At 77.4% G+C, this 24,564-nt stretch carries 5 protein-coding genes; 1 reads left to right on the plus strand and 4 read right to left on the minus strand.

Annotated elements, in window-relative coordinates; genetic code table 11:
• The first annotated feature begins 50 nt into the window (after positions 1–50).
• On the plus strand, positions 51–20,582 hold the full coding sequence (locus EV383_RS09745) for a non-ribosomal peptide synthetase (RefSeq protein WP_130289619.1): 20,532 nt from the start codon (positions 51–53) through the stop codon (positions 20,580–20,582).
• Between the two features lie 122 nt (positions 20,583–20,704).
• Here the strand turns inward: EV383_RS09745 and EV383_RS09750 are convergent, their stop codons facing one another.
• The 4 genes from EV383_RS09750 to EV383_RS09765 form a co-directional block, all read right to left on the minus strand.
• Positions 20,705–21,775 carry an iron-siderophore ABC transporter substrate-binding protein gene (locus EV383_RS09750; protein ID WP_165438292.1) on the minus strand — a complete coding sequence of 357 codons (1,071 nt, stop codon included), beginning with the start codon at positions 21,773–21,775 and terminating at the stop codon, positions 20,705–20,707.
• A gap of 53 nt (positions 21,776–21,828) precedes the next feature.
• Positions 21,829–23,334: a DNA polymerase IV gene (locus EV383_RS09755; RefSeq protein WP_278044821.1), complete on the minus strand. Its 1,506-nt coding sequence runs from the start codon at positions 23,332–23,334 to the stop codon at positions 21,829–21,831.
• Positions 23,335–23,428: 94 nt separating this feature from the next.
• Entirely contained in the window at positions 23,429–24,142 is a 714-nt protein-coding gene (locus tag EV383_RS09760) for a 4'-phosphopantetheinyl transferase family protein (protein WP_242622994.1), read from the minus strand.
• A 117-nt stretch (positions 24,143–24,259) separates the two neighbouring features.
• Entirely contained in the window at positions 24,260–24,445 is a 186-nt protein-coding gene (locus EV383_RS09765) for a hypothetical protein (protein ID WP_130289621.1), read from the minus strand.
• Between the last annotated feature and the right edge of the window lie 119 nt (positions 24,446–24,564).

Below are 24,564 nucleotides of genomic sequence, written 5' to 3' on the forward strand. Positions count from 1 at the left end.
CCGCCCACCTCCACCCACGCCGTCCTCCCACGACATCCCGGGGTACCCGCATGCCGCACGACCGTTCGTCCGCCGCCACCTGGCCCGCCCTGTTCGCCGAGCAGGTGCGCCGCGACCCCGGCGCTGTCGCCCTGGTGATGGAGGACGTCGAGCTCACCTACGCCGAGCTCGACGCGGCGTCGGCGCGGCTCGCGCACGTGCTGCGCGGGCGCGGCGCGGGCCCGGACCGGGTGGTGGCGCTGGCGCTGCCGCGCTCGGTGGAGATGATCGTGGCGCAGGTGGCGGTGCTGCGGTCGGGGGCGGCGTACCTGCCGGTCGACCTGGACCACCCGGGCCCGCGGATCGCGGCGATGCTCGACGACGCCCGTCCCGTCGTGGTCGTCTCCACCGCCGCGGAGACCGCGGCGCTGGCCGGGCACGTGCCGGCGGGACTCCCGGTGCTGGCCCTCGACGAGCCGGGCGTGCCCGACCGGGAGCCGGACCCCGGGACGCCGGAGCCGGGCCCGGACGTCCGCGACGCCGCGTACGTGATCTACACGTCCGGCTCGACCGGGCGTCCCAAGGGCGTCGTCGTCACCCACTCCGGCGTGGCGAAGCTGATCGCCACGCAGGTCGAGCGGTTCGGGGTGGGCCCGCACAGCCGGGTCCTGCAGTTCGCCTCGCCCGGGTTCGACGTCGCGTTCTGGGACCTGTGCCTGGGCCTGCTCTCGGGTGGCCGCCTGGTCGTGGTGCCCTCGGAGCGGCGGGTCCCCGGGCCGGAGCTGACCGAGTACGCGCACCGGCACGGGGTCACGTTCATGATCCTGCCGCCGGCGCTGCTGGCGGCGATCCCGGCCGGGCTGACCCTGCCCCCGGCGACGCTGCTGGCCGGCACCGAGCGGGTGGACCCGGAGCTGGTGCGCCGCTGGGGCCGCGGGCGGCGGATGTTCAACGCCTACGGGCCCACCGAGGCGACCGTGAACTCGACCCTCGGCGAGGCGCACCCGGACCGGCTGCGCGGCTCGTCGGTCCCGATCGGCGTCGCGGACCCGATGACCACCGCCCACGTCCTCGACGACCGCCTGCAGCCGGTCGCCGACGGCACGGCGGGGGAGCTGTACCTGGGCGGCGACGGCCTGGCCCGCGGCTACCTGGGGCTGCCCGGGCTGACCGCGCAGCGGTTCGTCGCCGACCCGTGGGGCCGGGGCGGACGGCTCTACCGCACCGGTGACGTCGTGCGCCGCGACGAGCACGGCGACCTGCACTTCCTCGGCCGGGTCGACGACCAGGTCAAGATCCGCGGGTACCGGGTGGAGCCCGGCGAGGTGGAGGCGGCGGTGCGCGCCCACCCGGGCGTCGCCCAGGCGACGGTGCAGGTGCGCGAGGACCGGCCGGGCCGCCGCACGCTCGTCGCGTACCTGGTCCCCGGCGCCGGCGGGGCGGGGCTCGTCGCGGACGTGCGGGCCCACCTGACGCATCGCCTGCCCGACTACATGATGCCCGCGCTGGTGGCGCTGCCCGCGCTGCCCGTCCTGCCCTCGGGCAAGATCGACCGCGCCGCGCTGCCCGCGCCCGACCTGGCCGCGCAGGTCTCCGGCCGCCGCCCGTCGACGCCGCGCGAGGAGCTGCTGACGGCGCTGTTCGCCGAGGTGCTGGACCTGCCGGGGATCGGTGTCGACGACGACTTCTTCGCCCTCGGCGGCGACTCGATCAGCTCGATCGCGCTCGCCCGGCGCGCCCGGGAGTCGGGCCTGCGGTTCACCCCGCGCCGGCTCTTCGAGCACCCGACGGTGCAGGAGCTGGCCGGGGTCGTGACCGAGAGCGCGGCCGGCCGCAGATCGGGGCGGCGCCGGGCCACCGGCGACGCCGGGACCCATCCGGTCTCGCCGCTGCAGCAGGGCTTCTACTTCCACGCCGCGCTCGACGCCGGCGGCCCGGATGTCTACCTGCTCCAGGAGGTCCTCACGCTGGGCCCGGACCGGGTGGGTACCGCGCCGCTGCGCGCCGCCGTGACCGACGTCCTGTCCGCGCACCCGCAGCTGCGGGCGTCGTTCACCGCGCACGACGACGGCCGCGTCGTCTGGTCCCCGCGCCCCCTCGCCGCCTCCGGTGCGGACGTGGCGGAGCACGACCTGACCGGCGCGGACGGCCCGGAGCGGCTGGCGGCGCTGCTGCGCGCCGACCGTGAGCGGCGATTCGACCTCGCCGAGCCCCCGCTGCTGCGCGTCACGCTGGCGCGTCTCGACGACGGCGACCGGCTCGTCCTGACGTTCCCGCACATCGTGCTGGACGGCTGGTCGGTGGTGCTGGTGATCGACGAGCTGCTCGAGCGCCACGAGGCACACCGCGACGGCACCGCCGGCCCGGTCGCACCCGACGCCGACACCGCGGCCCTGCGGGACTGGTTCGGCTGGCTCGACGGTCGCGACACCGATGCCGCCCGGGCGGCGTGGCGGGCGGAGCTGGCCGGGTTCGACGAGCCGACCCTGCTGGTCCCCGCCCTCGTCCCGGTGGCGGGGGCTCGGCCCGCGGTGTCCTCGGGGTCCGGCGAGGTGCACGCCGCGCTGCGCGCCGAGCTGGACGACGCCCGCACCGCCGGTCTGCACGCGGCGGCCCGGGAGGCCGGGGTCACCGTGAGCGCGCTGCTGCAGGCGGCGTGGGGGCTGGTGCTGGGCCGGATGACCGGGCGCGACGACGTCGTGTTCGGGCTCAGCGTCTCCGGCCGCGACGCGCCGGTCACCGGCATCGAGTCCGCGGTCGGGCTGTTCATCAACACGCTGCCGGTCCGGGCGCGCTGGGCGCCGGGCGACACGCTCGCCGCGGTGGCCCGCCGGCTGCAGGACGCCCGCACCGCGCTGCTGGACCACCAGCAGGCCCCGCTCGCCGACGTCCAGCGCGACGCGGGTGGCGCCGAGCTGTTCGACACGCTGCTGGTGGTGGAGAACTACCCGCGCGACGGTGGACCCGGGACCGGGCTGCGGGTGCGCCACGTCGAGGTCCTCGACGCGGTGCACTACCCGGTCGCCGTGCTCGCCGACCCCGGCGCGCGCCTCGGGCTGACCCTCAAGCACGACGCCGCGCTGCTCCCGGACGCCGCCGCCCGCCTGGTGCTCGACGACCTGGTCCGGGTGCTCGACGCCGTCGCGGCGGACCCGGCCGCGACCGTGGCCTCGGTCGGGTTCGGCGCCGCGCCCGGCGTGTCCGGGGAGACCCGCGAGCTGCCCGCGCAGACGCTGCTCGACCGGATCCGGGCCGGCGCCGCGCGCGACCCGCACGCCCTCGCCGTCGCCGACGAGCACTCCGAGCTCGACCACGCTGCGCTGTCCCGGCGCGCCGACCTGCTGGCCGGGCGCCTCGCCGCGCTCGGCGCCGGGCCGGACCGGGTGGTCGGGGTGGCCGTGCCGCGCTCGGTCGGGCTGATGGTCGCCCTGCTCGGCGTGCTGGGCTCCGGCGCGGCCTACCTGCCGCTGGACCCCGAGCACCCGGCCGAACGCACCGCGGCCGTGCTCGCCGACGCCGGCGTCGACCTCGTGGTCGTGTCCGGCCCGGTCCCGGACGGTCTGGACGGGGTCACCGTCGTCGACGTCGACGGAGGGGTCGACGGAGGGGTCGACGGAGGGGCCGACGGCGGGCACCCGCCCGCTCCGCCGGTCCCGGTCCGCGCGGCCGGCCCGGACGACGCCGCCTACGTGATCTACACGTCCGGCTCGACCGGGCGGCCCAAGGGCGTCGTGGTCGGCCACCGCGCGATCGTGAACCGGCTGGCGTGGATGCAGGACACGTTCCCGCTCGGCCCGGGGGACCGGGTGCTGCAGAAGACCCCGGCCACGTTTGACGTGTCGGTGTGGGAGTTCTTCTGGGCGCTGTGCGAGGGCGCCGCGGTCGTGATGGCCCGCCCCGGCGGGCACCGCGACCCCGCCTACCTGGCCGAGGTCGTCCGCGAACGGGCGATCACCACGCTGCACTTCGTCCCGTCGATGCTCGGCGCGTTCCTCGACGCGGCCCCCGGCCTGGAACCGGGCTGGTCGGCGAGCCTGCGCCGGGTGTTCTCCAGCGGCGAGGCGCTGCCCGCCTCAGCGGCCCGCCGCTTCGACGCCCTCACCGGCGTCGCGCTGCACAACCTCTACGGACCGACCGAGGCCGCCGTCGACGTCACCGCCCACCGGTGCGCCGGGGAGACGGGCGCGTCGGTCCCGATCGGCGCCCCGGTGTGGAACACGACGCTGCGCGTGCTCGACGGCGCCCTGCGCCCGGTGCCCGACGGCGTCACCGGCGAGCTCTACCTGGCCGGGGTCCAGCTCGCGCGCGGCTACCTGTCCCGCCCGGGGCTGACCGCGGACCGGTTCGTGGCCGACCCGTGGTCGCCGGGGGAACGGATGTACCGCACCGGCGACCTGGTGCGCACGATCCCGGACGGCCCGGCCGCGGGGGAGCTGGAGTACCTGGGCCGCAGCGACTTCCAGGTCAAGATCCGCGGCAACCGGGTCGAGCCGGGCGAGATCGAGGCCACGCTGGGCGCGCACCCGGACCTGGCGCGCGCCGCGGTCGTCCTGCGCACCGACGGGCCCGCCCCGGTCCTGGTGGCCTACGTGGTCGCCGCGGCCGGGTCGCAGCCGTCGCCCGAGGTGCTGTCCGAGCACCTGTCGGCGACCCTGCCTGCGGCGATGGTGCCGGGTGCGTTCGTCGTCCTCGACGACCTGCCGGTGACGTCGTCGGGCAAGCTCGACCGGGCCGCGCTGCCCGCGCCGCGCGCCGGGCGCCACGACACCGCCGGAGCCCCGGCGCGGGAACCGGCCTCGCCCGCCGAGCACGTCCTGTGCACGGTGTTCGCCGAGGTCCTGGGCCGGGAGAGCTGCGGGCCCGACGACGACTTCTTCGCCCTCGGCGGCGACAGCATCACCTCGATCGGGGTGTCCGGACGGGCCCGGCGGGCCGGTCTCGCGGTCGGCGTGCGCGAGGTGTTCGACGGCCGCACCCCGGCCGGGGTGGCGGCCCTGCTCGACGCCGCGCTCGACACCGGCACCGCCGCCTCCGCGGCCCCGGCCGCGCTCGCGCCCCCGACGGAGGCCGTGCTGGCCCAGGTCACCCGCGTCGCCGGCGGCGAGGTCGCGCACGTCTGGCCGCTGTCGCCGCTGCAGGACGGACTGTTCTTCCACGCCGGATTCGACGCCACGGGCGCGGCCGACGCCTACACCGTGCAGGAGGCCGTCGACCTCGACGGCCGGATCGACGTCGAGCGGCTGCGCGCCGCCTGCGCGGCCGTGCTGGCGGCGCACCCGAGCGTGCGCGCCGGGTTCACCGACGACGGCCTGCCCGGGCCCGTCCAGTTCGTGCCGGCCCGGCTGGAGCCGCCGGTCACCGAGGTCGACCTCTCGACGCTGCCCGCCCCCGAGCGCGACGCGCGTCTCGAGGAGCTGATGGCGACCGACCGCGCCACCCGCTTCGACCTGGACCGGCCGCCGCTGTTCCGCCTGACCGTCGTGCACCTGGGCGGGACCGACCGGCTGGTGGTGCACCGGCACCTGCTGCTCTGGGACGGCTGGTCGGCGTGGCTGTTCCTGATCGGCCTGCTCACCCACCACCGCCACGGCGAGCTGCCCGCGTCGGAGGTCCCCGGCTCCTACACCGGCTACCTCGCCTGGCTGGCCGAGCGCCCGGCCGGGGCCGGGGCCGCCGCCTGGCGCGACGCGCTGGCCGGGGTCACCGAGCCGACGCTGGTCGACCCGCTCGCCGTCCCCGCGATCCGCCCCACCCGCACGGTCGAGGCGACGCTGCCGGCCCCGACCGGGGCCCGGCTGCGCACCCTCGCGCAGCGGCACGGGCTCACCGCGAACACCGTGTTCTCCACCGCGTGGGGCCTGGTCCTGGCCACCGCGCTCGGGCGCACCGACGTCGTGTTCGGCACCGCCGTGGCCGGGCGCCCGGCGCAGGTCCCCGGCGTCGAGGACACGATCGGGCTGTTCCTCAACACCGTGCCGGCCCGGGTCACCCCGCGCCCGGCCGAGACCGTGCTGGAGCTGCTGACCCGGGTGCAGGACGAGCGCGTCGCGCTGGCCGAGCACGAGTACGTCGGGCTGGGGGAGATCCAGCGCGTGTCCGGGCACCGCCGCCTGTTCGACACGCTGTTCGTGATGCGCGGCGCCGACGAGCCGCAACGTGCGGCCCTGCGCGCCCTCGGCGTCACCGCCACCGCCAACCGCGACGCCACGCACTACCCGCTGAACCTCGTCGTCACCCCCGGCGAGCGGTTCACCCTGGCCCTCGGGCACCGCCCGGACGCCGTCGGCGACGCGGTCGCCGACGCCTACCTCGCCCGCACCGTGGCGCTGGTCGGGCAGCTCCTCGACGACGTGACCCGGCCGGTCGCCCGCCTCGACCCGCTGCTGCCCGGTGAGCGCCCCCGCCCGGAGCCGCTGCCGGCGTTGCCCACCCCGGACACCGTCGCCGACCTGCTGGCCGTGCAGGCCGCCCGCACCCCGGAGCTGACCGCGCTCGTCGACGGCGACGCGGTCTTGACCTACGCCGAGCTCGACGCCGCCGTCGACCGCGTCGCGCGGCTGCTGCTCGCCCGCGGCGCCGGGCCCGAGCGCCTGGTGGCGCTGGCGCTGCCGCGCTCGGCGGAGATAGTGGTGGCGCTGTTCGCGGTGCTGCGCACCGGCGCGGCCTACCTGCCGCTGGAGCTCGACCACCCTGCCCCGCGCCTGGTCTCGATGCTCGACGACGCCGAACCGGCCTGCCTGCTCACCGTGTCCGCGACCGCGGCGTCGCTCGCCGCGGCGCAGGTCCCGGCCGTGTGCCTCGACGACGCGGACGTGCGCGCCGAGCTGGCCGCGCTGCCGTCCGGCGCGCCCACCGACGACGAGCTGGGCCGCTTCGCCCGGGGCAACCCCGACCGTCTGGAGTTCCCGGCCTACGTCATCTACACCTCCGGCTCGACCGGGCGGCCCAAGGCCGTCGTCACGCCCTACCGGGGCCTGACGAACATGCAGATCAACCACCGCACCGAGATCTTCGCCCCGGCGATCGCCGCGGCCGGGAACCGGCGGCTGCGGATCGCGCACACCGTCTCGTTCGCGTTCGACATGTCCTGGGAGGAGCTGCTCTGGCTCGTCGAGGGCCACGAGGTGCACGTCTGCGACGAGGAGCTGCGCCGCGACGCCGAGGCGCTGGTCGCCTACTGCGACGCCCACGCGATCGACGTCGTCAACGTGACCCCGACCTACGCCCACCACCTGTTCGACGCCGGTCTCCTCGACGACGGCCCGGGGCGGCACCGCCCGCCGCTGGTGCTGCTCGGCGGCGAGGCCGTCTCCGACGCGGTGTGGAACCGGCTGCGCGACACCGACGGCGTCCTGGGCTACAACCTCTACGGCCCGACCGAGTACACGATCAACACCCTCGGCGGCGGCACCACCGACAGCGCCGCGCCGACCGTCGGACGGCCGATCCGCGCCACCCGCGCGCACGTGCTCGACGCCTGGATGCGCCCGGTCCCCGACGGCGTCCCCGGCGAGCTCTACATCGCCGGCACCGGCCTGGCGCGCGGCTACCTGCGCCGCCCCGGCCCGACCGCCGAGCGGTTCGTCGCCGACCCGTGGACGCCGGGGCAGCGGATGTACCGCACCGGCGACCTGGTCCGGCGCCGCCCGGCCGACGGCCCGGACGCCGGGATCATCGACTTCCTGGGCCGCACCGACGACCAGGTGAAGATCCGCGGCTACCGCGTCGAGCCGGGCGAGGTGGCCGCGGTCCTCGACGCCCAGCCCGGCGTGGCCCGCTCCGCCGTCGTCGCCGTCGACGACTCCCGCTCGGGCGCGGCCACGAAGCGCCTGGTCGGCTACGTCGTCCCGGTCCCGCCGGACGACGCCGCGCGCGCCGCCCTCGAGGCCGAGCAGGTCGCGGATTGGGAACAGGTCTACTCCGAGGAGTACACCGGGATCCCGACGGCGGCGGCCACCGACGGCGACGCCGCCGTCGACTTCGCGGGGTGGACGTCGAGCTACGACGGCGACCCGATCCCGCTCGCGCAGATGCAGGAGTGGCGGGAGGCGACCGTCGCCCGGATCCGCGAGCTCGCGCCGCGGCGGGTGCTCGAGATCGGCGTCGGCACTGGCCTGCTGATGGGCCGGATCGCCCCGGAGGCCGAGTCCTACTGGGCCACCGACCTGGCCGCGCCGGTGATCGCGAAGCTGCGCGCCGACGTCGCCGCGGACCCGGAGCGGTTCTCCGGCGTCGAGCTGCTGGCGCGGCCCGCGCACGACCTCGACGGTCTGCCGCGGGACTACTTCGACACCGTCGTGATCAACTCGGTGGTGCAGTACTTCCCGGGGGCGGACTACCTGGCCCGGGTGCTGCACGGCGCGCTGGACCTGCTCGTGCCCGGGGGAGCGCTGCTCGTCGGCGACGTCCGGCACCTGGGCCTGCTGCCCACCTTCCGCGCCGCGATCGAGCTGCGCCGGGCCGCCGGCCCGGACGGGCCGGACGCGGTCGCCCGCGCCGCCGCCCGGGCCGTGGAGATGGAGAAGGAGCTCCTCGCCGCGCCCGAGTTCTTCGCCGACCTCGCCGCCGCGCGCGACGACGTGACGGTGTCGGTGCGCACCCGCCGCGGACGTTCGCACGACGAGCTGACCCGGCACCGCTACGACGTGGTGTTCCGCAAGGGAGGAGACGGCACCGTCGCCGTCGACGACGCGCCCGCGCTGCTGTGGGGGATGCCGGTCGGCGACCTGGACGCCCTCGCCGAGCACCTGGGCACCCAGCGCCCGCCGCTGCTGCGCGTCGCCCGGATCCCGGACGCCCGCCTGGCCGGGGAGTGCGCGGCCGCCGCGGCGCTGGACGCCGGTGAGCCGGTCGCCCGCGCCCGCGGGCTGCTCGACACCCCCGTGCCCGGGGCGCTGGAGCAGGAGGAGCTGCACGAGCTGGGCGCGTCGCTGGGCTACCGGGTCGCGGTGACGTTCTCGGTGCCCGGAGCGGTGGATGCGGTGTTCACCCGCGGACCGGAGACGCCGGTGGCGCTGCACCTGCCCGCCGGGCCGGTGACCGAGCGCGAGCCCCGCACGAACGACCCGTCGGCCGGTCGCGCGGCCGGGGCGCTGGTCGCCGCGCTGCGGGCGGAGCTGGCCCGGCGGCTCCCGGACTACATGGTGCCGTCGTCGCTGGTCGCGCTGCCCGGACTGCCGTTGACCGCGAACGGCAAGCTCGACACCGCCGCGCTGCCCGACCCCGAGCCGGCGCTGCGCCGCGGCCCGAGCCGCCCGCCGGAGGGCGAGGCCGAGGAGGTGCTCTGCGCGCTGTTCTCCGAGGTGCTGGGCGTGCCCGGGGTCGGCGTGACCGACGACTTCTTCGACCTCGGCGGGCACTCCCTGCTCGCCACCCGTCTCGTCGGCCGGGCCCGGACCGCGCTCGCCGCCGAGCTGGCCATCCGCGACCTGTTCGAGGCGCCGACGCCGGAGCAGCTGGCCCGCCGGGTCACCCCGGGCGCCGCGGTGCGCCCGCCGCTGGTGCCGGCGCTGCGCCCGGCGCTGCTGCCGCTCTCGTTCGCCCAGCAGCGGCTGCTGCTCGTCGAGGGCATCGACGCGCCCGGCACCGCGTACACGTTCCCGCTGGTCTACCGGCTGCGCGGCGCGTTCGACGTCGACGCCCTGCGCGCGGCGGTGCACGATGTCGTCGCCCGCCACGAGTCGCTGCGCACGGTGTTCCCGTGGTCCGGCGCGGTCCCGGGGGAGGACGGCGGGGAGCGCCACCAGCTGGTGCTCGACGCGCCTCAGGTGCCCTTCGCCGTCGCCGACGGTGAGCCCGGCGGTGACCTGACGGCGCTGATCGAGGCGCCGTTCGACCTGGCCCGGGAGATCCCGCTGCGGGTCGCGGTCTGGCGCACGGGTGCCGACGAGCACGTCCTCGCCCTGGTGCTGCACCACGTCGCCACCGACGAGTGGTCGGACCGGCCGTTCCTGGCCGACCTGACCGCCGCCTACACCGCGCGACGCCACGGCCGCGCACCCGAGCTCGCACCGCTGCCGGTGCAGTACGCCGACGCCACGCTGTGGCAGCGCGACCTGCTCACCGCGCTGGCCCCGGAGCAGCTGGACCACTGGCGGGAGACGCTGGCCGGGCTGCCGGTGGAGGTGGAGCTGCCGCTGGACCGTCCGCGGCCGTCGCGCCCGTCGGGGCGGGGCGGGATCGTGACGACCGCGCTGGACCCCGCCACGGTGACCCGGCTGCGCGCGCTCGCCGCGTCCACCGGCACCAGCATGTTCATGGTCGTGCAGGCCGCGGTGGCGGCACTGCTGCACCGTCTCGGCGCGGGCGACGACATGCCGCTCGGCGCCCCGGTCGCGGGGCGCACCGACCCGGCGCTCGACGACCTCGTCGGGTTCTTCGTCAACACCGTCGTGCTGCGCACCGACCTGTCCGGGACGCCCGGCTTCCGCACGCTGCTCGACCGGGTCCGGACCGCGGACCTGGCCGCGTTCTCCCGCCAGGACGTGCCGTTCGAGCAGGTCGTGGAGGCGGTCGCGCCGCCGCGGGCGGCCGGGCGCAACCCGCTGTTCCAGGTGATGCTCGGCTACCAGCACCGCACCGGGGCGCAGGACGCGCTGCTCGGGATGGACGCGAGCTGGTACCCGCTGCCGCACTCGACGGCGAAGTTCGACCTGGACTTCACCGTCGTCGACCGCGCCGACGACGGCTCGCTGACGCTGCACCTGGAGTACTCCGCCGACCGCGCCGACCGGTCCACCGCGCGCCGGCTGGCCGCGCGGTTCGCCGTGCTGCTCGACGCCGTCGCCGCCGACCCGGACGCCGCACTGCGGACGATCGACGTGCGCGCCGGGTCCGACCTCGACCCGGCCCCGGCCGGGGACCCGGTCACCGGGCCGTGCGTGCCGGAGGCGTTCGCCGCCGTCGCGGCCGCCCACGCCGGCGGGACGGCGCTGGTCACCGGCGCCGGCGCGCTCACGTTCGCCGAGCTGGAGCGCGAGGTGGGCCGGATCGCCGGTCTCGTCGCCGCGCACGGCGCCGGTGCCGGCGACGTCGTCGGCCTGGCGCTGCCGCGGGCGGCGATGGTGCCGGCGATCCTCGGCGTGCTCGCCGCGGGCGCGGCCTACCTGCCGCTGGACCCTCGCAGCCCGGCCGCCCGCACCGCCGCGCTGCTCGACGACGCCGCGCCCGTCCTGGTGCTGACCGCGCCGGGCACGTCGCCGGGCACGCGGTCGGTCCCGGTGGACACCCCGGCGGCCCCCGCCGGGCCGGTCGCGGTGCACCCCGACGGCGCCGCCTACCTGATCTACACCTCCGGCTCCACCGGGGCGCCCAAGGGCGTCGTCGGCACCCACCGCGGGCTGGCGAACCTGCTCGCCTCGCACCGGCGCGACCTGATCGGACCGGCCGCCTCCCGGGCCGCGGCGTCGTCACGTGGCGGGCGGCTGCGCGCGGTGCACCTGGCGCCGTTCACGTTCGACGGGTCCTGGGAGCCGCTGCTGTGGCTGCTCGCCGGGCACGAGCTTCACGTCGCCGACGAGACGACCGCACTCGACCCGGAGGCGGCGCTGCGCGTGCTCGACGACGCCGCGATCGACTTCGTCGACCTCACCCCGACCTACCTCGCCGAGCTGGAGTCGCTCGGTTTCCTCGACGACGGACGGCGCCGTCCGGGTGTCGTCGCGGTCGGCGGCGAGGCGTGCCCCCCGTCGCTGTGGGCGCGGCTGTGCTCGCTGGGCGACGGCACGGTCGTGCACGACCTGTACGGGCCGACCGAGTGCGCGGTCGACGCCTACGGATGGCACGGCCCGTCGGAGGGCCGCCCGGCCCGGCCGGGGCCGGTCGCCGGGATCCGCGCCACGGTGCTCGACGACGCCCTGATCCCGGCCGGGGTCGGGGTGCCCGGCGAGCTGTACCTGTCCGGCCCGGGCCTGGCCCGCGGCTACGCCGGGCGCCCGGGGCAGACCGCGGCGCGGTTCGTCGCCGACCCGTGGACGCCGGGCGGGCGTCTCTACCGGACCGGGGACCGGGCCCGCCGCCTCGCCGACGGCACCCTCGAGCTCCTCGGCCGCACCGACGACCAGGTGTCGCTGCGCGGCCTGCGGATCGAGCCGGGCGAGGTGGAGGCGGCGCTGCTCGCGCTGCCGGGCGTCGTGGCCGCCGCGGTGCTCGTACGCGGCACCCGGCTCGTCGCCCACGTCGTGCCGGACGACGGCGCCCCGGTCACCGGCATCCGCCGCGCGCTGGCCGAGGTTCTGCCCGGGCACCTGGTGCCCGGCGTCGTCGTGGCCGTGCCGGCGCTGCCGCGCACTACCGCGGGCAAGCTCGACCGGGCCGCCCTGCCGGACCCCCTGCCGGACCCCCTGCCGGACCCCCTGCCGGGCCCCCTGTCCGGCACGGCCGGGCGGGAACCGGAGACCGCCACCGAGCGGGCGGTGGCCGGGATCGTCGCCGCCGTCCTGGGGCGCGAGCGGGTCGGTGCCGGCGACGACTTCTTCGCCCTCGGCGGGCACTCGCTGCTGGTGATGCGCCTGGTCGGGCGGATCCGCGCCGTGCTCGGGGCGGAGCTGGGCCTGCGCGCGGTCTTCGACACACCGACCGTCGCCGGGCTCGCCGCGGCCGTCGACGCCGCCGGTGCCGCCCCGGAGGGCCTGCCGCTGGTCGCGGGCCCGCGTCCGGAGCGCCCGCCGCTCTCGTTCGCCCAGCAGCGGCTGTGGGCGCTGCACCGGGTCGAGGGCCCGAGCGCGACCTACACGGTGCCGATGGCGTGGCGGATCGACGGCGACCTCGACGTCGACGCGCTGACCGCCGCGCTGGCCGACGTCGTCGCCCGGCACGAGGTGCTGCGCACCGTCATCGCCGAGCACGAGGGACAGGCGCACCAGGTCGTGCGCGAGCCCGGCCCGGTGCCACTGGCCGTCGAGACCGTCACCGACGCCGCGCTGCCCACCCGCCTGGCCGACCTGGCCGGGTACGCGTTCGCCCTGGACGCCGAGATCCCGGTGCGGGCCCACCTGCTCCGGACCGGCTCGCCCGGCAGCCCGCCCGACAGCCCGCCGAGTAGGCCGACCGGCAGGCCCGGCACGAGCCACGTCCTGCTCCTGCTGGTGCACCACATCGCCGCCGACGAGTGGTCCGACGGCCCGCTGACCCGGGACCTGCGCGAGGCCTACACCGCCCGCCGGGACGGCCGGGCGCCCTCGGCCGCGCCGTTGCCGGTGCAGTACGCCGACGTCGCCCGGTGGCAGCGGGAGCGTCTCGGCGACGCCCGGGACGCGGCGTCGCCGCTGGCGCGCGGTCTCGCGTTCTGGCGCGAGACCCTCGCCGGCGCCCCGGCCGAGCTGGCGCTGCCGGTCGACCGGGCCCGCCCGGCCGAGTCCGACCACCGTGGCGCGACCGTCGGGTTCACGCTCGAACCGGAGCTCGGCGCGGCGATGGCCGCACTGGCCCGTGACCGCGGGGTCAGCATGTTCATGCTGGTCCAGGCCGCGGTGGCGACCCTGCTCACCCGCATGGGTGCCGGGACCGACCTGCCGCTGGGCAGCCCGATCGCCGGGCGCGGGCGCGACGGGGTCGACGACCTCGTCGGGTTCTTCCTCAACACCCTGGTGCTGCGCACCGACACCTCCGGTGACCCGACGTTCGCCGCGCTGCTGGCCCGGGTCCGCGACACCGACCTGGCCGCGTTCTCGCACCAGGAGGTCCCGTTCGAGCAGGTGGTCGAGGCGCTGAACCCGCCCCGGTCGCTGGCCCGGCACCCGCTGTTCCAGGTGATGGTCGTCCACCTGCCGGCCGGTGGGACGGTGTCGCGGCTGGACCTTCCCGGCCTCACCGACCGGCCCGAGCCGGTGTCCGAGCGGACCGCGAAGTTCGACCTGTCCTTCGACGTCGTCGAGGGCCCGGACGGGCTCACCGGCGCCGTGGAGTACCGCACCGACATGGTCGACGAGGCCACCGCACGGTCGCTGGGCGAGCGGCTGCGCCGGATCCTGGCCGCCGTCGTCGCCGACCCGGACGCGCCGATCGGGTCGATCCCCGTGTTCGCGCCCGGGGAGCGCGAGCGGGTCCTGCACGAGTGGGGCGGCGTGCCCCTCGCTCCCGTCCCCACGACCCCCGAGCCGGTGACCACGGCGTTCGCGGCGTCGGCCGCCCGGACACCCGCCGCGACCGCGCTCGTCACCGGCGCCCGGAGCTGGACCTTCGCCGAGCTGGAGGAGTCCACCGCCGCGCTGGCCGCGGCGCTGCGGGCCCGGGGCGCCGGGCCGGAGACCGTCGTCGCGCTGTCGCTGCCCCGGTCCGCGACGGTGCCGGCGATCCTCGGCGTGCTGCGCGCCGGGGCGGCCTACCTGCCACTGGACCCGGCCGCCCCGCCGGAGCGCACCGCCCGGCTGCTCTCCGACGTCGCCCCGGTCCTGTGGCTGGCACCCGACGGCGAGCCCGCCCCGGCCGGGATGCCGCCGACCGCCGGACGCCTCGACCCGGCCGGCGTCGATACCGCCGGACACGCGGGCGCGGCACCGCCGACGCCCCACCCCGCCCAGGCCGCGTACGTGATCCACACATCCGGGTCCACCGGCCGTCCGAAGGGCGTCACCGGCACCCACGGCGCGCTGGCCGCGCTGCTGGCCGCGCACCGCGGGCGGCTGATCCCCGAGGCGGGCACGACGCCGCGGCGGGTGCTGCACGCCGCGTCGTTCACGTTCGACGCCTCCTGGGACCCGCTGCTCTGGCTCGTCGCCGGGCACGAGCTGCACGTGCTCGACGACCACACCGACCCGGTCGCGTTCGTCGCCGCGGTCGCGGCGCGCCGGATCGACGTCCTGGACATGACCCCGACGCACCTGCGCGAGCTGCTCGGGCACGGGCTGCTCGCCGCCGGCGGGCACCGCCCGGGCACGGTCGTGCTCGGCGGCGAGGCCACCGACGATCGGCTGTGGTCGCAGCTGGCAGCGACCGGCGTGCGGCTGTTCGACCTCTACGGCCCGACCGAGACGACGGTCGACTCCCACGGCTGGACCGCCACTCCGGACGGCGGGCGCGAGCCGTACCGCCTGCCCGGCACCCGCGTGCTGGTCCTCGACGACCGCCTGCAGCCGGTGCCCGCCGGCGTCACCGGCGAGCTCCACCTCGGCGGCGCGGGCGTGACCCGCGGCTACCGCGACCGGCCCGGCGCCACCGCGGAACGCTTCGTCGCCGACCCGACGGCGCCGGGGGAGCGCATGTACCGCACCGGCGACCTCGCCGCCTGGAACCGCGACGGGTCGCTGCGCCTGCTCGGGCGCGCCGACGACCAGCTCTCCCTGCACGGCGTGCGGATAGAGCCGGGCGAGGTGGAGGCCGTGCTGGGCGACGTCCCGGGTGTCGGCTCGGCGGCGGTGGTGGTGCGCGAGGACGTGCCCGGTGTGCGTCGCCTGGTCGGCTACGTCACCCCTGGCCGGGGCCCTGCCGGGAGCCCCCCCGGATCGACCGCGCCGGACCCGGAGGCCGTGCGCCGGCACGCGGCGGCGCACCTGCCCGCGGCGATGGTGCCGTCGGTCGTCGTCGTGCTCGCCGCGCTGCCGCGCGGGGTCGCGGGCAAGCTCGACCGGGCGGCGCTGCCCGCGCCGGACCTCGCCGCGGCGACGACCGGCGGCGCCGGGCGCACCCCGCGCGAGCGTGTCCTGTGCGCGGTGCTGGCCGAGGTCCTCGGGCTGGAGCTCGTCGGCGTCGACGACGACTTCTTCGCCCTCGGCGGGGACAGCATCGTCGCGATGCGGCTGGTCGGGCGGGCCCGCGCGGCCGGCCTGGTGATCACGCCGCGGGAGGTGTTCCGGCACCGCAGCGCGGCCGGGCTGGCCGCCGTCGCCGGGATCGTCCCGGACACCCCGGCCGCGGTGGAGCTGACCGCGCTGCGGCTGGACCCGGGCGAGGCGGCCGAGGTCGCCGCGCTCGCTCCCGAGCTGACCGACGTGCTGCCGCTCGCGCCGCTGCAGGCCGGTCTGCTGTTCCAGGCCCTGCTCGAGACCGGCGCCGACACCGACGTCTACACGGTGCAGTTCTCCCTCGACCTGGACGGCCCGCTCTCGCCGGACCGGCTGCGCCGCAGCGTCGACGGGCTGCTGGTGCGCCACCCGCAGCTGCGCGGCGCGTTCCGGTTCCTCGCCTCCGGTCGCCCGGTGGCGCTCGTCGGGCCGCCGGTGGGGGTGCCGTGGCGGGAGCTGGACCTGACCGCCGACCCGGACCCGGAGGCGAGCTGGGACCGCGAGTCCGCGGCCGAGCGCCGCCGGATCGACCCGGCCGCGGCCCCGCTCGTCCGGGCGGTGCTGGCCCGGTTCGGCCCGCAGCGGCACCGGCTGCTCGTCTCGCACCACCACCTGCTGCTCGACGGCTGGTCGACCGCGCCACTGCTGGCCGACCTCTCCGCGCTGCACGCCCACGACGGCGACCCGTCCGCGCTCGCACCGGCACCGTCCTACCGCGACTACCTGGCCTGGCTCGGTGCGCGCGACCGGGACAGCGCACGCACGGCGTGGGCCGGGTACCTCCACGGCCTCGCCGAGCCGACCCGGCTCGCCCCGGCCGACCCGGTGCGCGAGCCGATGACCCCGCGCCGGCACACCGTCGGCACCCCGCCGGGGCTCGCCGGGCGTCTCGCCGAGCTGGCCCGCGAACGCGGGCTGACGCTGAACACCCTGGTCCAGGGCGCGTGGGCGGTGCTGCTCGGACGGCTCTCCGGGCGCGACGACGTCGTGTTCGGGGCGACGGTGTCCGGGCGCCCGGCCGAGCTCGACGGCGCCGAGTCGATGGTGGGGCTGTTCATCACCACCGTGCCGGTGCGCGCCCGGATCCGCCCGGACGAGCCGTTCTCGGCCGTCCTGGCCCGGATCCAGCACGGGGTGACCGAGCTGGGAGACCACCAGCACCTGGGCCTGCCGGAGATCACCCGGCAGGGCGGGGTGGGGGAGCTGTTCGACACCCTGATGGTGTTCGAGTCCTACCCCGGCGGTGACCCGGCGCCCTCGGCCGGTCTGGTGCTGCGCGAGCGCGACGCCGTCGACGCCACGCACTACCCGCTGACGTGGGAGGTGGAGGTCGAGGGCTCGGAGACCACGCCCGTCGAGGCGGTCCGGCTGACCGCCGAGTACCGCCCGGACCTGTTCACCGACGCCGCCGCGGCCCGCTTCGGCCGCGGGATGCTCGCGCTGCTGACGGCGTGGGCGCAGGACCCGGACCGGCCGGTCGGCACCGTCGACGTCCTCGACGCCGCCGAGCGGCACCGGGTGCTGGTGGAGTGGAACGACACGGCCCGGTGGATCGACCCGGCCCCGGTCACCCCCGGCCCGGTCACTCCCGGCCCGGGCGCGGTCCGCACCGCACCGGAGACGGTGGCGTCGCTGTTCGCGGCGCAGGCCGCGGCCACGCCGGATGCGCTCGCCGTCGTCTCCGGGACCGGGGACGACGCCGTCTCCTGGACCTTCGCCGAGCTCTCGGCGCGGGTCACCGCGCTGGCCCGGGTGCTCGTCGAGCGGGGTGCCGGCCCGGAGCGGGTGGTCGCTGTGGCGTTGCCGCGCACCGCGCACGCGCTGGCCGCGATCCTGGCCGTGCTGGAGGCGGGCGCGGCCTACCTGCCGCTGGACCCGGCCTACCCGCCGCAGCGGCTGCGCGCGGTGCTCGCCGACGCCGCGCCGATGCTGCTGGTCACCACGGCCCCGGCCGGGGTACCGGCGGACGGGGTCCCGGTGCTCGACCTCGACCTCGACCTCGCCGTCGACCTCGCCGTTCACCGGGCCGGGCCGCTCGGGGGCACCGCCGGTACCGGTCCGCTGACCGACGCCGACCGGACCGCCCCGCTGCGGCCCGGGCACCCCGCGTACGTGATCCACACGTCCGGCTCGACCGGTGAGCCGAAGGGCGTGGTGGTCACCCACGGCGGGCTGGTGAACCTGTTCGCCAGCCACCGCGAGCAGGTGCACCTGCCGGCCCGGCGGGCGACCGGGCGACGTCACCTGCGGGTGGCGCACGCGTGGTCGTTCTCCTTCGACGCGTCCTGGCAGCCGCAGCTGTGGCTGCTCGACGGGCACTGCGTGCACGTCGTCGACGAGCAGGTGCGCGCCGACCCGGACGCGATGGTCGCGCTGCTGCGCGACGCCGACTTCGTCGAGCTCACCCCGTCGCACCTGGACCGGCTGCTCGACGCCGGGCTGTGCGCGCCGGGGACCCCGGGCCCGGCGGTGCTCGGCTTCGGCGGCGAGGCCGTCGGGCCGGGGCTGTGGGAACGCCTGCGCGCCCTGCCCGCGACGACCGCGCTGAACTTCTACGGACCCACCGAGGCGACGGTGGACGCCCTGGTCGCGCCGGTCGGGTGGTCGGAGACCCCGGTCGTCGGGCGCCCGGTCGCGCACGCCCGGGCCTACGTGCTCGACAGCGGCCTGCGTCCGGTGCCGCCGGGCGCGACGGGCGAGCTGTACCTGGGCGGGGCCGGGCTGGCGCGGGGCTACCGGGGCCGGTCCGGTGCGACGGCGGAGCGGTTCGTGGCCGACCCGTGGGCGGCGGGGGAGCGGATGTACCGCACCGGTGACCTCGCCTCCTACGACGAGGACGGGCTGCTGCACTACCGGGGCCGCGCCGACGAACAGGTCAAGATCCGCGGGCACCGGGTGGAGCCGGGCGAGGTCGCGGCCGCGCTGCAGACCCACCCCGACGTCGGACGGGCGGTGGCCGGCGTCGCACCCGGCCCGCGCCCGATGCTGGTCGCGCACGTCGAGCCGGTGCCCGGGGCGTCGGAGCCCGACCCGGACCGGCTGCGCGCGCACGTCGCGACGCTGCTGCCCGAGCACATGGTGCCCACCGCCGTCGTGGTGATGGAGCGGCTGCCGGTGCTGGCCAACGGCAAGCTCGACCGGGCCGCGCTGCCGGCACCGCGTCCGCGGGCGACCGGGCGGGAGCCGCGCACCGAGCGGGAGACGGCGCTGTGCGCGGTCGTCGCCGCGGTGCTGGAGCTGCCGCGGGTCGGTGCCGACGACGACTTCTTCGACCTGGGCGGGGACAGCATCGTCGCGATGGCGCTCGTCGGGCGGGCGCGGGCGGCCGGGCTGCTCGTGACGCCGCGCCAGGTGTTCACCGCCCGCACCCCGGCCGCGCTGGCCGGGGTCGCGACCGCCCTCGACACCGACGCCGCACCCCGGACCGCGGACCGGTCGGGCACCGGCACGGTGCCGCTGACGCCGGTGATGCACGACCTGCGCGAGCTCGGCGATCCGTTCGACCGCTACCACCAGGTCGCCCTGCTGGCGACCCCCGCGGGCCTGGACGAGCCGACCCTGCACGCCCTCGTCGCCGGCCTCGCCGCGCGGCACGAGGTGCTGGGCGCGCGGCTCGTGCGGGAGGGACCGCGGGTGCCCGCCGGTCGGGACCGGTGGTCGCTGCAGATCCCGGCCGAGCCCGACGTGAGCGGCTGGGTGCGGCGGGTCGAGGTCGCCGGGTGCGACGCGGCGACGCGGCGCGCCCTTATCACCGAGCACGCGTCGGCGGCCCGCGACGCCCTCGACCCCGAGGCCGGGGTGATGACCCGCGTCGTCTTCTTCGACGCCGGCCCGGACCGCCCGGGACGGCTGCTGCTGTGCCTGCACCACCTGGTCGTCGACGGGGTGTCCTGGCGGGTGCTGCCCGCCGACCTGGCCGCGGCCTGGGACTCCCACCGCGCGGGCGGCCCGGCGACCGTGCCGGACACGCCCGGGACCCCGTTCGGGGCCTGGGCGTGGGGACTGGCCGGGGCGACGCCCGCGCGGGAGACGGAGCTGGAGCTCTGGACGGGCGTGCTGGGCGGCCCGTCCGCCGACGGAGGCGGTCCGGACCTGCCGCTGCGCCGCCCGCGGGACCCGGCGCGCGACACCGTGGCGACCGAGCGGGACCTGCGGGTCACGCTGCCGCCCGCGGCCACGGCGGCGCTGCTCGGCCCGGTCACCGCGGCGCTGCGGGCGGGCGTCGACGACGTCCTGCTCGCCGCGCTCGCCCTGGCCGTCGGCGAGCACCGGACCGGTGCGCCCGCCGGCGGCGGCGTGCTGGTCGACCTGGAGGGCCACGGGCGGGAGGAGCAGGTCGTGCCCGGTGCCCGGCTCTCCGGCACGGTCGGCTGGTTCACCGGGGTGCACCCGCTGCGGGCCGGCACCGGCCCGGAGACCCTGGCCGGCGTCGAGCGGGACCCGGCGTCCGCGGTACGCGCGGTCGCCCGGGTGCGTGACGCCCGCGCCGCGATCCCCGACGGCGGTCTCGGCTACGGGATGCTGCGCCACCTGCACCCCGCCACCGGTCCGGTGCTGGCCGCGCTCGGCTCACCGGAGATCGAGTTCAACTACCTGGGCCGGTTCTCCTACGGCGGGGACGGTGGTGGGGTCGGCGGGGGTGGAGACCCGGCCGCGTGGGAGCCGGTCGCCGGCGAGGAGGAGGCGGCCGAGGTCGCGATGGACCCGGACATGCCGCTCGGGCACGCGCTGTCGGTGACGGTGATGGTCGCCGACCTGCCGGGCGGTCCGGAGCTGAGCGCGCAGTGGGCCTGGGCGGGCGAGCTGCTCGACGAGGGATGGGTGACCGGCCTGGCCCGCGACTGGCGACGGGCGGTGCTGGCCCTGCTCGGCGCCCGGGGCTGACCCCCGGGCACGACAGAGCCCCGGCCCGAGAACGGGCCGGGGCTCTGTGACGTGCGGGTCGTGAGGTGCGGAGCTGTGACGTCCGGAGCTGTGACGTCCGGAGCCGTGACGTGCGGGAACGGTCAGCCCGCGTTCGCCGCGTTCGCCGTGGCCAGCGACGGCTCGGCCGGGACCGCCGTGGCGGGGTTCCCGTCCGCGGCCGCACCCAGCGCGGGGACGAACCCGTCGACCACGTACGGCAGGCTCAGCGGGCTGTCGTAGGACAGCGCCGCCGACCATGCGCCGTTGAGCTCGTCGAGGAACAACGCCCGGCCCTGGGTGACGTTGGCGAGCCGACCGTAGAGCGGCTCGGCCCGGACCGCGGCCGCCGGGTCCGCCGTGTCGCCGATCAGCACCGCGACGTCGGTGTCGAACTCGCGGTAGTTCTCCTTGCTGATCCCGACGAAGTAGGCCTCCTCGGCGGTGGCCAGCTTGTCCACCGACTCCGGGATCCGGAACCCGAGCGAGGTCAGGAACCGGCCCCGCTGGTCGGTGGAGGTGTAGGCGCCCGGCTCGCCGCCGAGCCCGCCGTAGATCGCGGACTTCCCGGCGAACTCCGGGTGCGCGGCCTTCGCGTCGGCGAGCTTCCTCTCGGTGTCGGCGGTGAGGGTTCTCGCCTGCGCGCTGCGGCCGAGGGCCTTGCCGACCTGGTCGAGCTCCTGCTGCCAGGACAGCGCGTAGTCCTCGGTGCCCTCCGGCGCGGCCACGGTCGGCGCGATCTGGGAGAGCTTGTCGTAGACGGCCTTGTCGGCCGCGCCGTACACGGAGATGATCAGGTCCGGCGACTGGGCGGCGACGGCCTCGATGTTCACCGCGTCGATGGTCGCCACGACCGGCGGGTTCTCCGGCCCCATCGCCTCCCGGGCCCACGGCCCGATACCGCCCTTGAGCTCGGGATACCACTCGGCGACGCCGACCGGCTTCACGCCCAGGGCGAGCACGAAGTCGTGGTCGCGCAGCCCGACCGTGACGACCCGCTGCGGTGCGGCCGGGATGACGGTGCTGCCGAGCTTGTGTGCGACGGTCACCGGGAACGTGTCCCCGGTGGGCGCCTGCGCGGCGGGGGCGTCGGTGCCCCCGCCGGAACTGCAACCCACGGTGAGGGCGACGACGGCGGCGGCCGCCGTGGCCAGGCGTAGGAGTCTCGGGATCACGGGCGTGGCCTCTCGGGGGAAGGAACCAAACGCCCAAACAGTAGCCGAACGAATTAGGTAAGCCTATCGCCAGTTTCGCCCAGGCTTCGCCAGCTCAGGAGGGGCTCGGCTCGGGACAGGGCGGGGTCGTCGGCGGCCATCGTGCGGGCCGGGCCCGGCCCGGTCTCGCGGGTCTCGAACCGGACGGTGACCCGGCCGTGCCCGCTGCCCTGGACCCACCCGTGCCCGTGCTCGGCGTGGTGGACGTCGTCCCCGGCCCGCCACGGACGGTCGGGGTCGGGCGCGTCGTCGGCGTCGGGCCGGGTGGGTCCCGTGCCGACGCGGATCGCCGGGTCGTCCGAGGTCACGACGTCCAGGCCGTCCGGGCCGTCCACGGCGTCGACCTCGAGCTCCGCGGGATCGTCGACGGCGACCCCGGACGGGATCGGCAGGGGCTCCCCGGCCGGGGGCGGCGCGGCCACCGGTGCCGCCGTCCAGCCCTGCGCGGACGGGACGGCGTCGAACAGCGCCAGCGGCGGCGCGTCGCTGAACCCCGACACCGACACCCCGAGCAGGCGCACCCCGCCCTCCCCGACGGCGGTGTCGGCCAGCCGGCGCGCCATCGCCGCCAGCGTCGAGAGCTCCCGGCTGGCGAACGCCGTCGTCTCCGAGCGGGTGGTGGTCGTGAAGTCCGCGGTCCGGGCCTTGACGGTGACGGTGCGGGCCGCGCGGCCGTCGGCCAGCAGCCTCCGGTGCACCGCGGCGGTGATCTTCTCCACCGCCGTGTGCACGGCGGTCATCGCGGTGAGGTCGGTCTCGAACGTGGTCTCGGCGCTGATCTGCTTGGCCGCGCCGCGCGGGGCGACCGGACGGTCGTCGACGCCGCGGGCCAGTCGGTGCAGCTCGGAGCCCATCGCGGAGCCGAGCAGCCCGACGACCTCGCGCGCGTCGGTGGCGGCGAGCTTGCCGATGGTGTCGATCCCGACCTTGCGCAGCGCCTCCCCGGACACCGGCCCGATGCCCCACAGCGAGCGCACCGGCAGCGGGGCCAGCACGGCGTCCTGGTCGGCGGCCGGGATCACCCGCAGCCCGTCCGGCTTGGCCAGCTCGGAGGCGATCTTCGCCAGCTGCTTGCCCGACCCGGCCCCGACCGAGGCCGGCAGCCCCGTCCGCTCCCGGACGGCCCGGCGCAGCTCGACACAGAACGCGGTGACGGTCTCCGGGTCGGCGCCGGCGAGGTCCGGCGGCTCGAGGAACGCCTCGTCCACCGAGACCGGCTCGAACACCGGGCTCGCCGCCCGCAGGACGTCCATCACCTCGCGGGACAGCGCCTGGTAGAGCGCGAACCGAGGTGGCAGCACCGTCGCGTGCGGGCAGCGCCGGCGGGCCTGGCCCATCGGCATCGCCGACCGGGCCCCGTACACCCGGGCCTGGTAGCTGGCCCCGGCGACCACACCGCGCGGGCCTGCCCCGCCGACGAGGACCGGGCGGTCGGCCAGCGTCGGGCGGGTCAGCTGCTCGACCGAGGCGAAGAACGCGTCCATGTCCAGGTGCAGGACCCAGCGCGCTGCATCGGCCACGGTCCCATTGTCGCCCCGGGCACCGACACTTTCGCGCGGGCCTCGGCGGGAGAGCCGAGTCGCCGGTGGGCCGCCCGCGGGACGGCCGGTGCACTCAGCCCGCGAGGACCGCGTCCCCGTCGGCCGTCGTGACGGCCGGTGCCGCGTCGCCGAACCCGGCCAGCGCGGCCGGGTGGTCGGGCTCGGGGGTGCTCAGGTCGGCCAGCCACATCGGTCCGCGCGGCTCGCCGACCCAGGCGTGCACCCGGGGTGCCTCGTGCGGACCGCTCAGCGTGATCGCGTCCATCGGGCTGGACAGGCCGTCGCCGGTGGCCTTGAGCAGGGCCTCCTTGCGGGTCCAGGTGACCAGGAACGTCGTCGTGTCGAGCGCCGGCCCGCCGCGTTCGGCCGGGGACAGGACGTGCTCGGCCAGCCCCTCCAGCGACGTCAGGCTGCGCCGGTGCTCCACGTCGACGCCGACCGGCCCCGGCCCGAGCGCGACGCCGACCAGGCTCCCGGAGTGGGTCAGCGAGAACCCGGGGGAGTCCGGCCGCTGGGCCAGGCGGGGCTTGCCGTGCTGCTGCCCGCACCGGCAGGTCCGGTCCAGGAGCACCGCGGCCGGGTCGACACCCAGGTGCTCGCCCAGCACGATCCGGGTCAGCGCGTGCGCGGCGAGGTAGCGGGCGCGGTCGGCCTCCTGGCGCAGTGCCGCCATCCGCTCGCGCTCGTGCGCGTCGAGCACCGAGACCAGGCCCGGGTGGGCGTCCGGGTCGAGCGGGTGGGCCCACCAGACCGTGACCGCGGGGGCGTGCGCACCGGAGATCGACACCCGGTCACCCTGGCACGCCGCAGCGGGCGGGCACAGGCCACGGGGTGAGACGACGCTCATGTCGCTGCGCCACGGGCGCAGCGACACCGACGTCGTCCCACCCCGCGTGCGGGGTGATCAGCCGCTCTTGCGGGCCGCGAAGTCCAGGCGGGTGTGCGCCGGCTTCGACTGCACACCGGGACCCGAGCTGCGCGGACCGGACGTGCGGGACGCGGACGGGCCACCGGCGTCAGCCGGCAGGTCCCGCCCGCGTGCCGCGGCGCGGCGTTCGGCGCGGTTGACCGGACGGTCGGTGGTCGCCACGGCCGAGATGGTCGGACCGTCCGAGGTGAGAGAGACGGACGGGACGGCCGGGACGGCGGTCACGGACGGGCGTGCGGACGAACGGTGTCGCATACGGACCTCCACGAAGGGGAAGGGCG

Origin of the sequence: Pseudonocardia sediminis (genome assembly GCF_004217185.1) — a bacterium.
In the GTDB taxonomy this organism is placed as follows: Bacteria; Actinomycetota; Actinomycetes; order Mycobacteriales; family Pseudonocardiaceae; genus Pseudonocardia; species Pseudonocardia sediminis.

Bases quoted from the DNA above. Each gene is read 5' to 3' on its own strand.
- EV383_RS09745 (WP_130289619.1), top strand. From the start codon at position 51: ATGCCGCACGACCGTTCGTCCGCCGCCACCTGGCCCGCCCTGTTCGCC.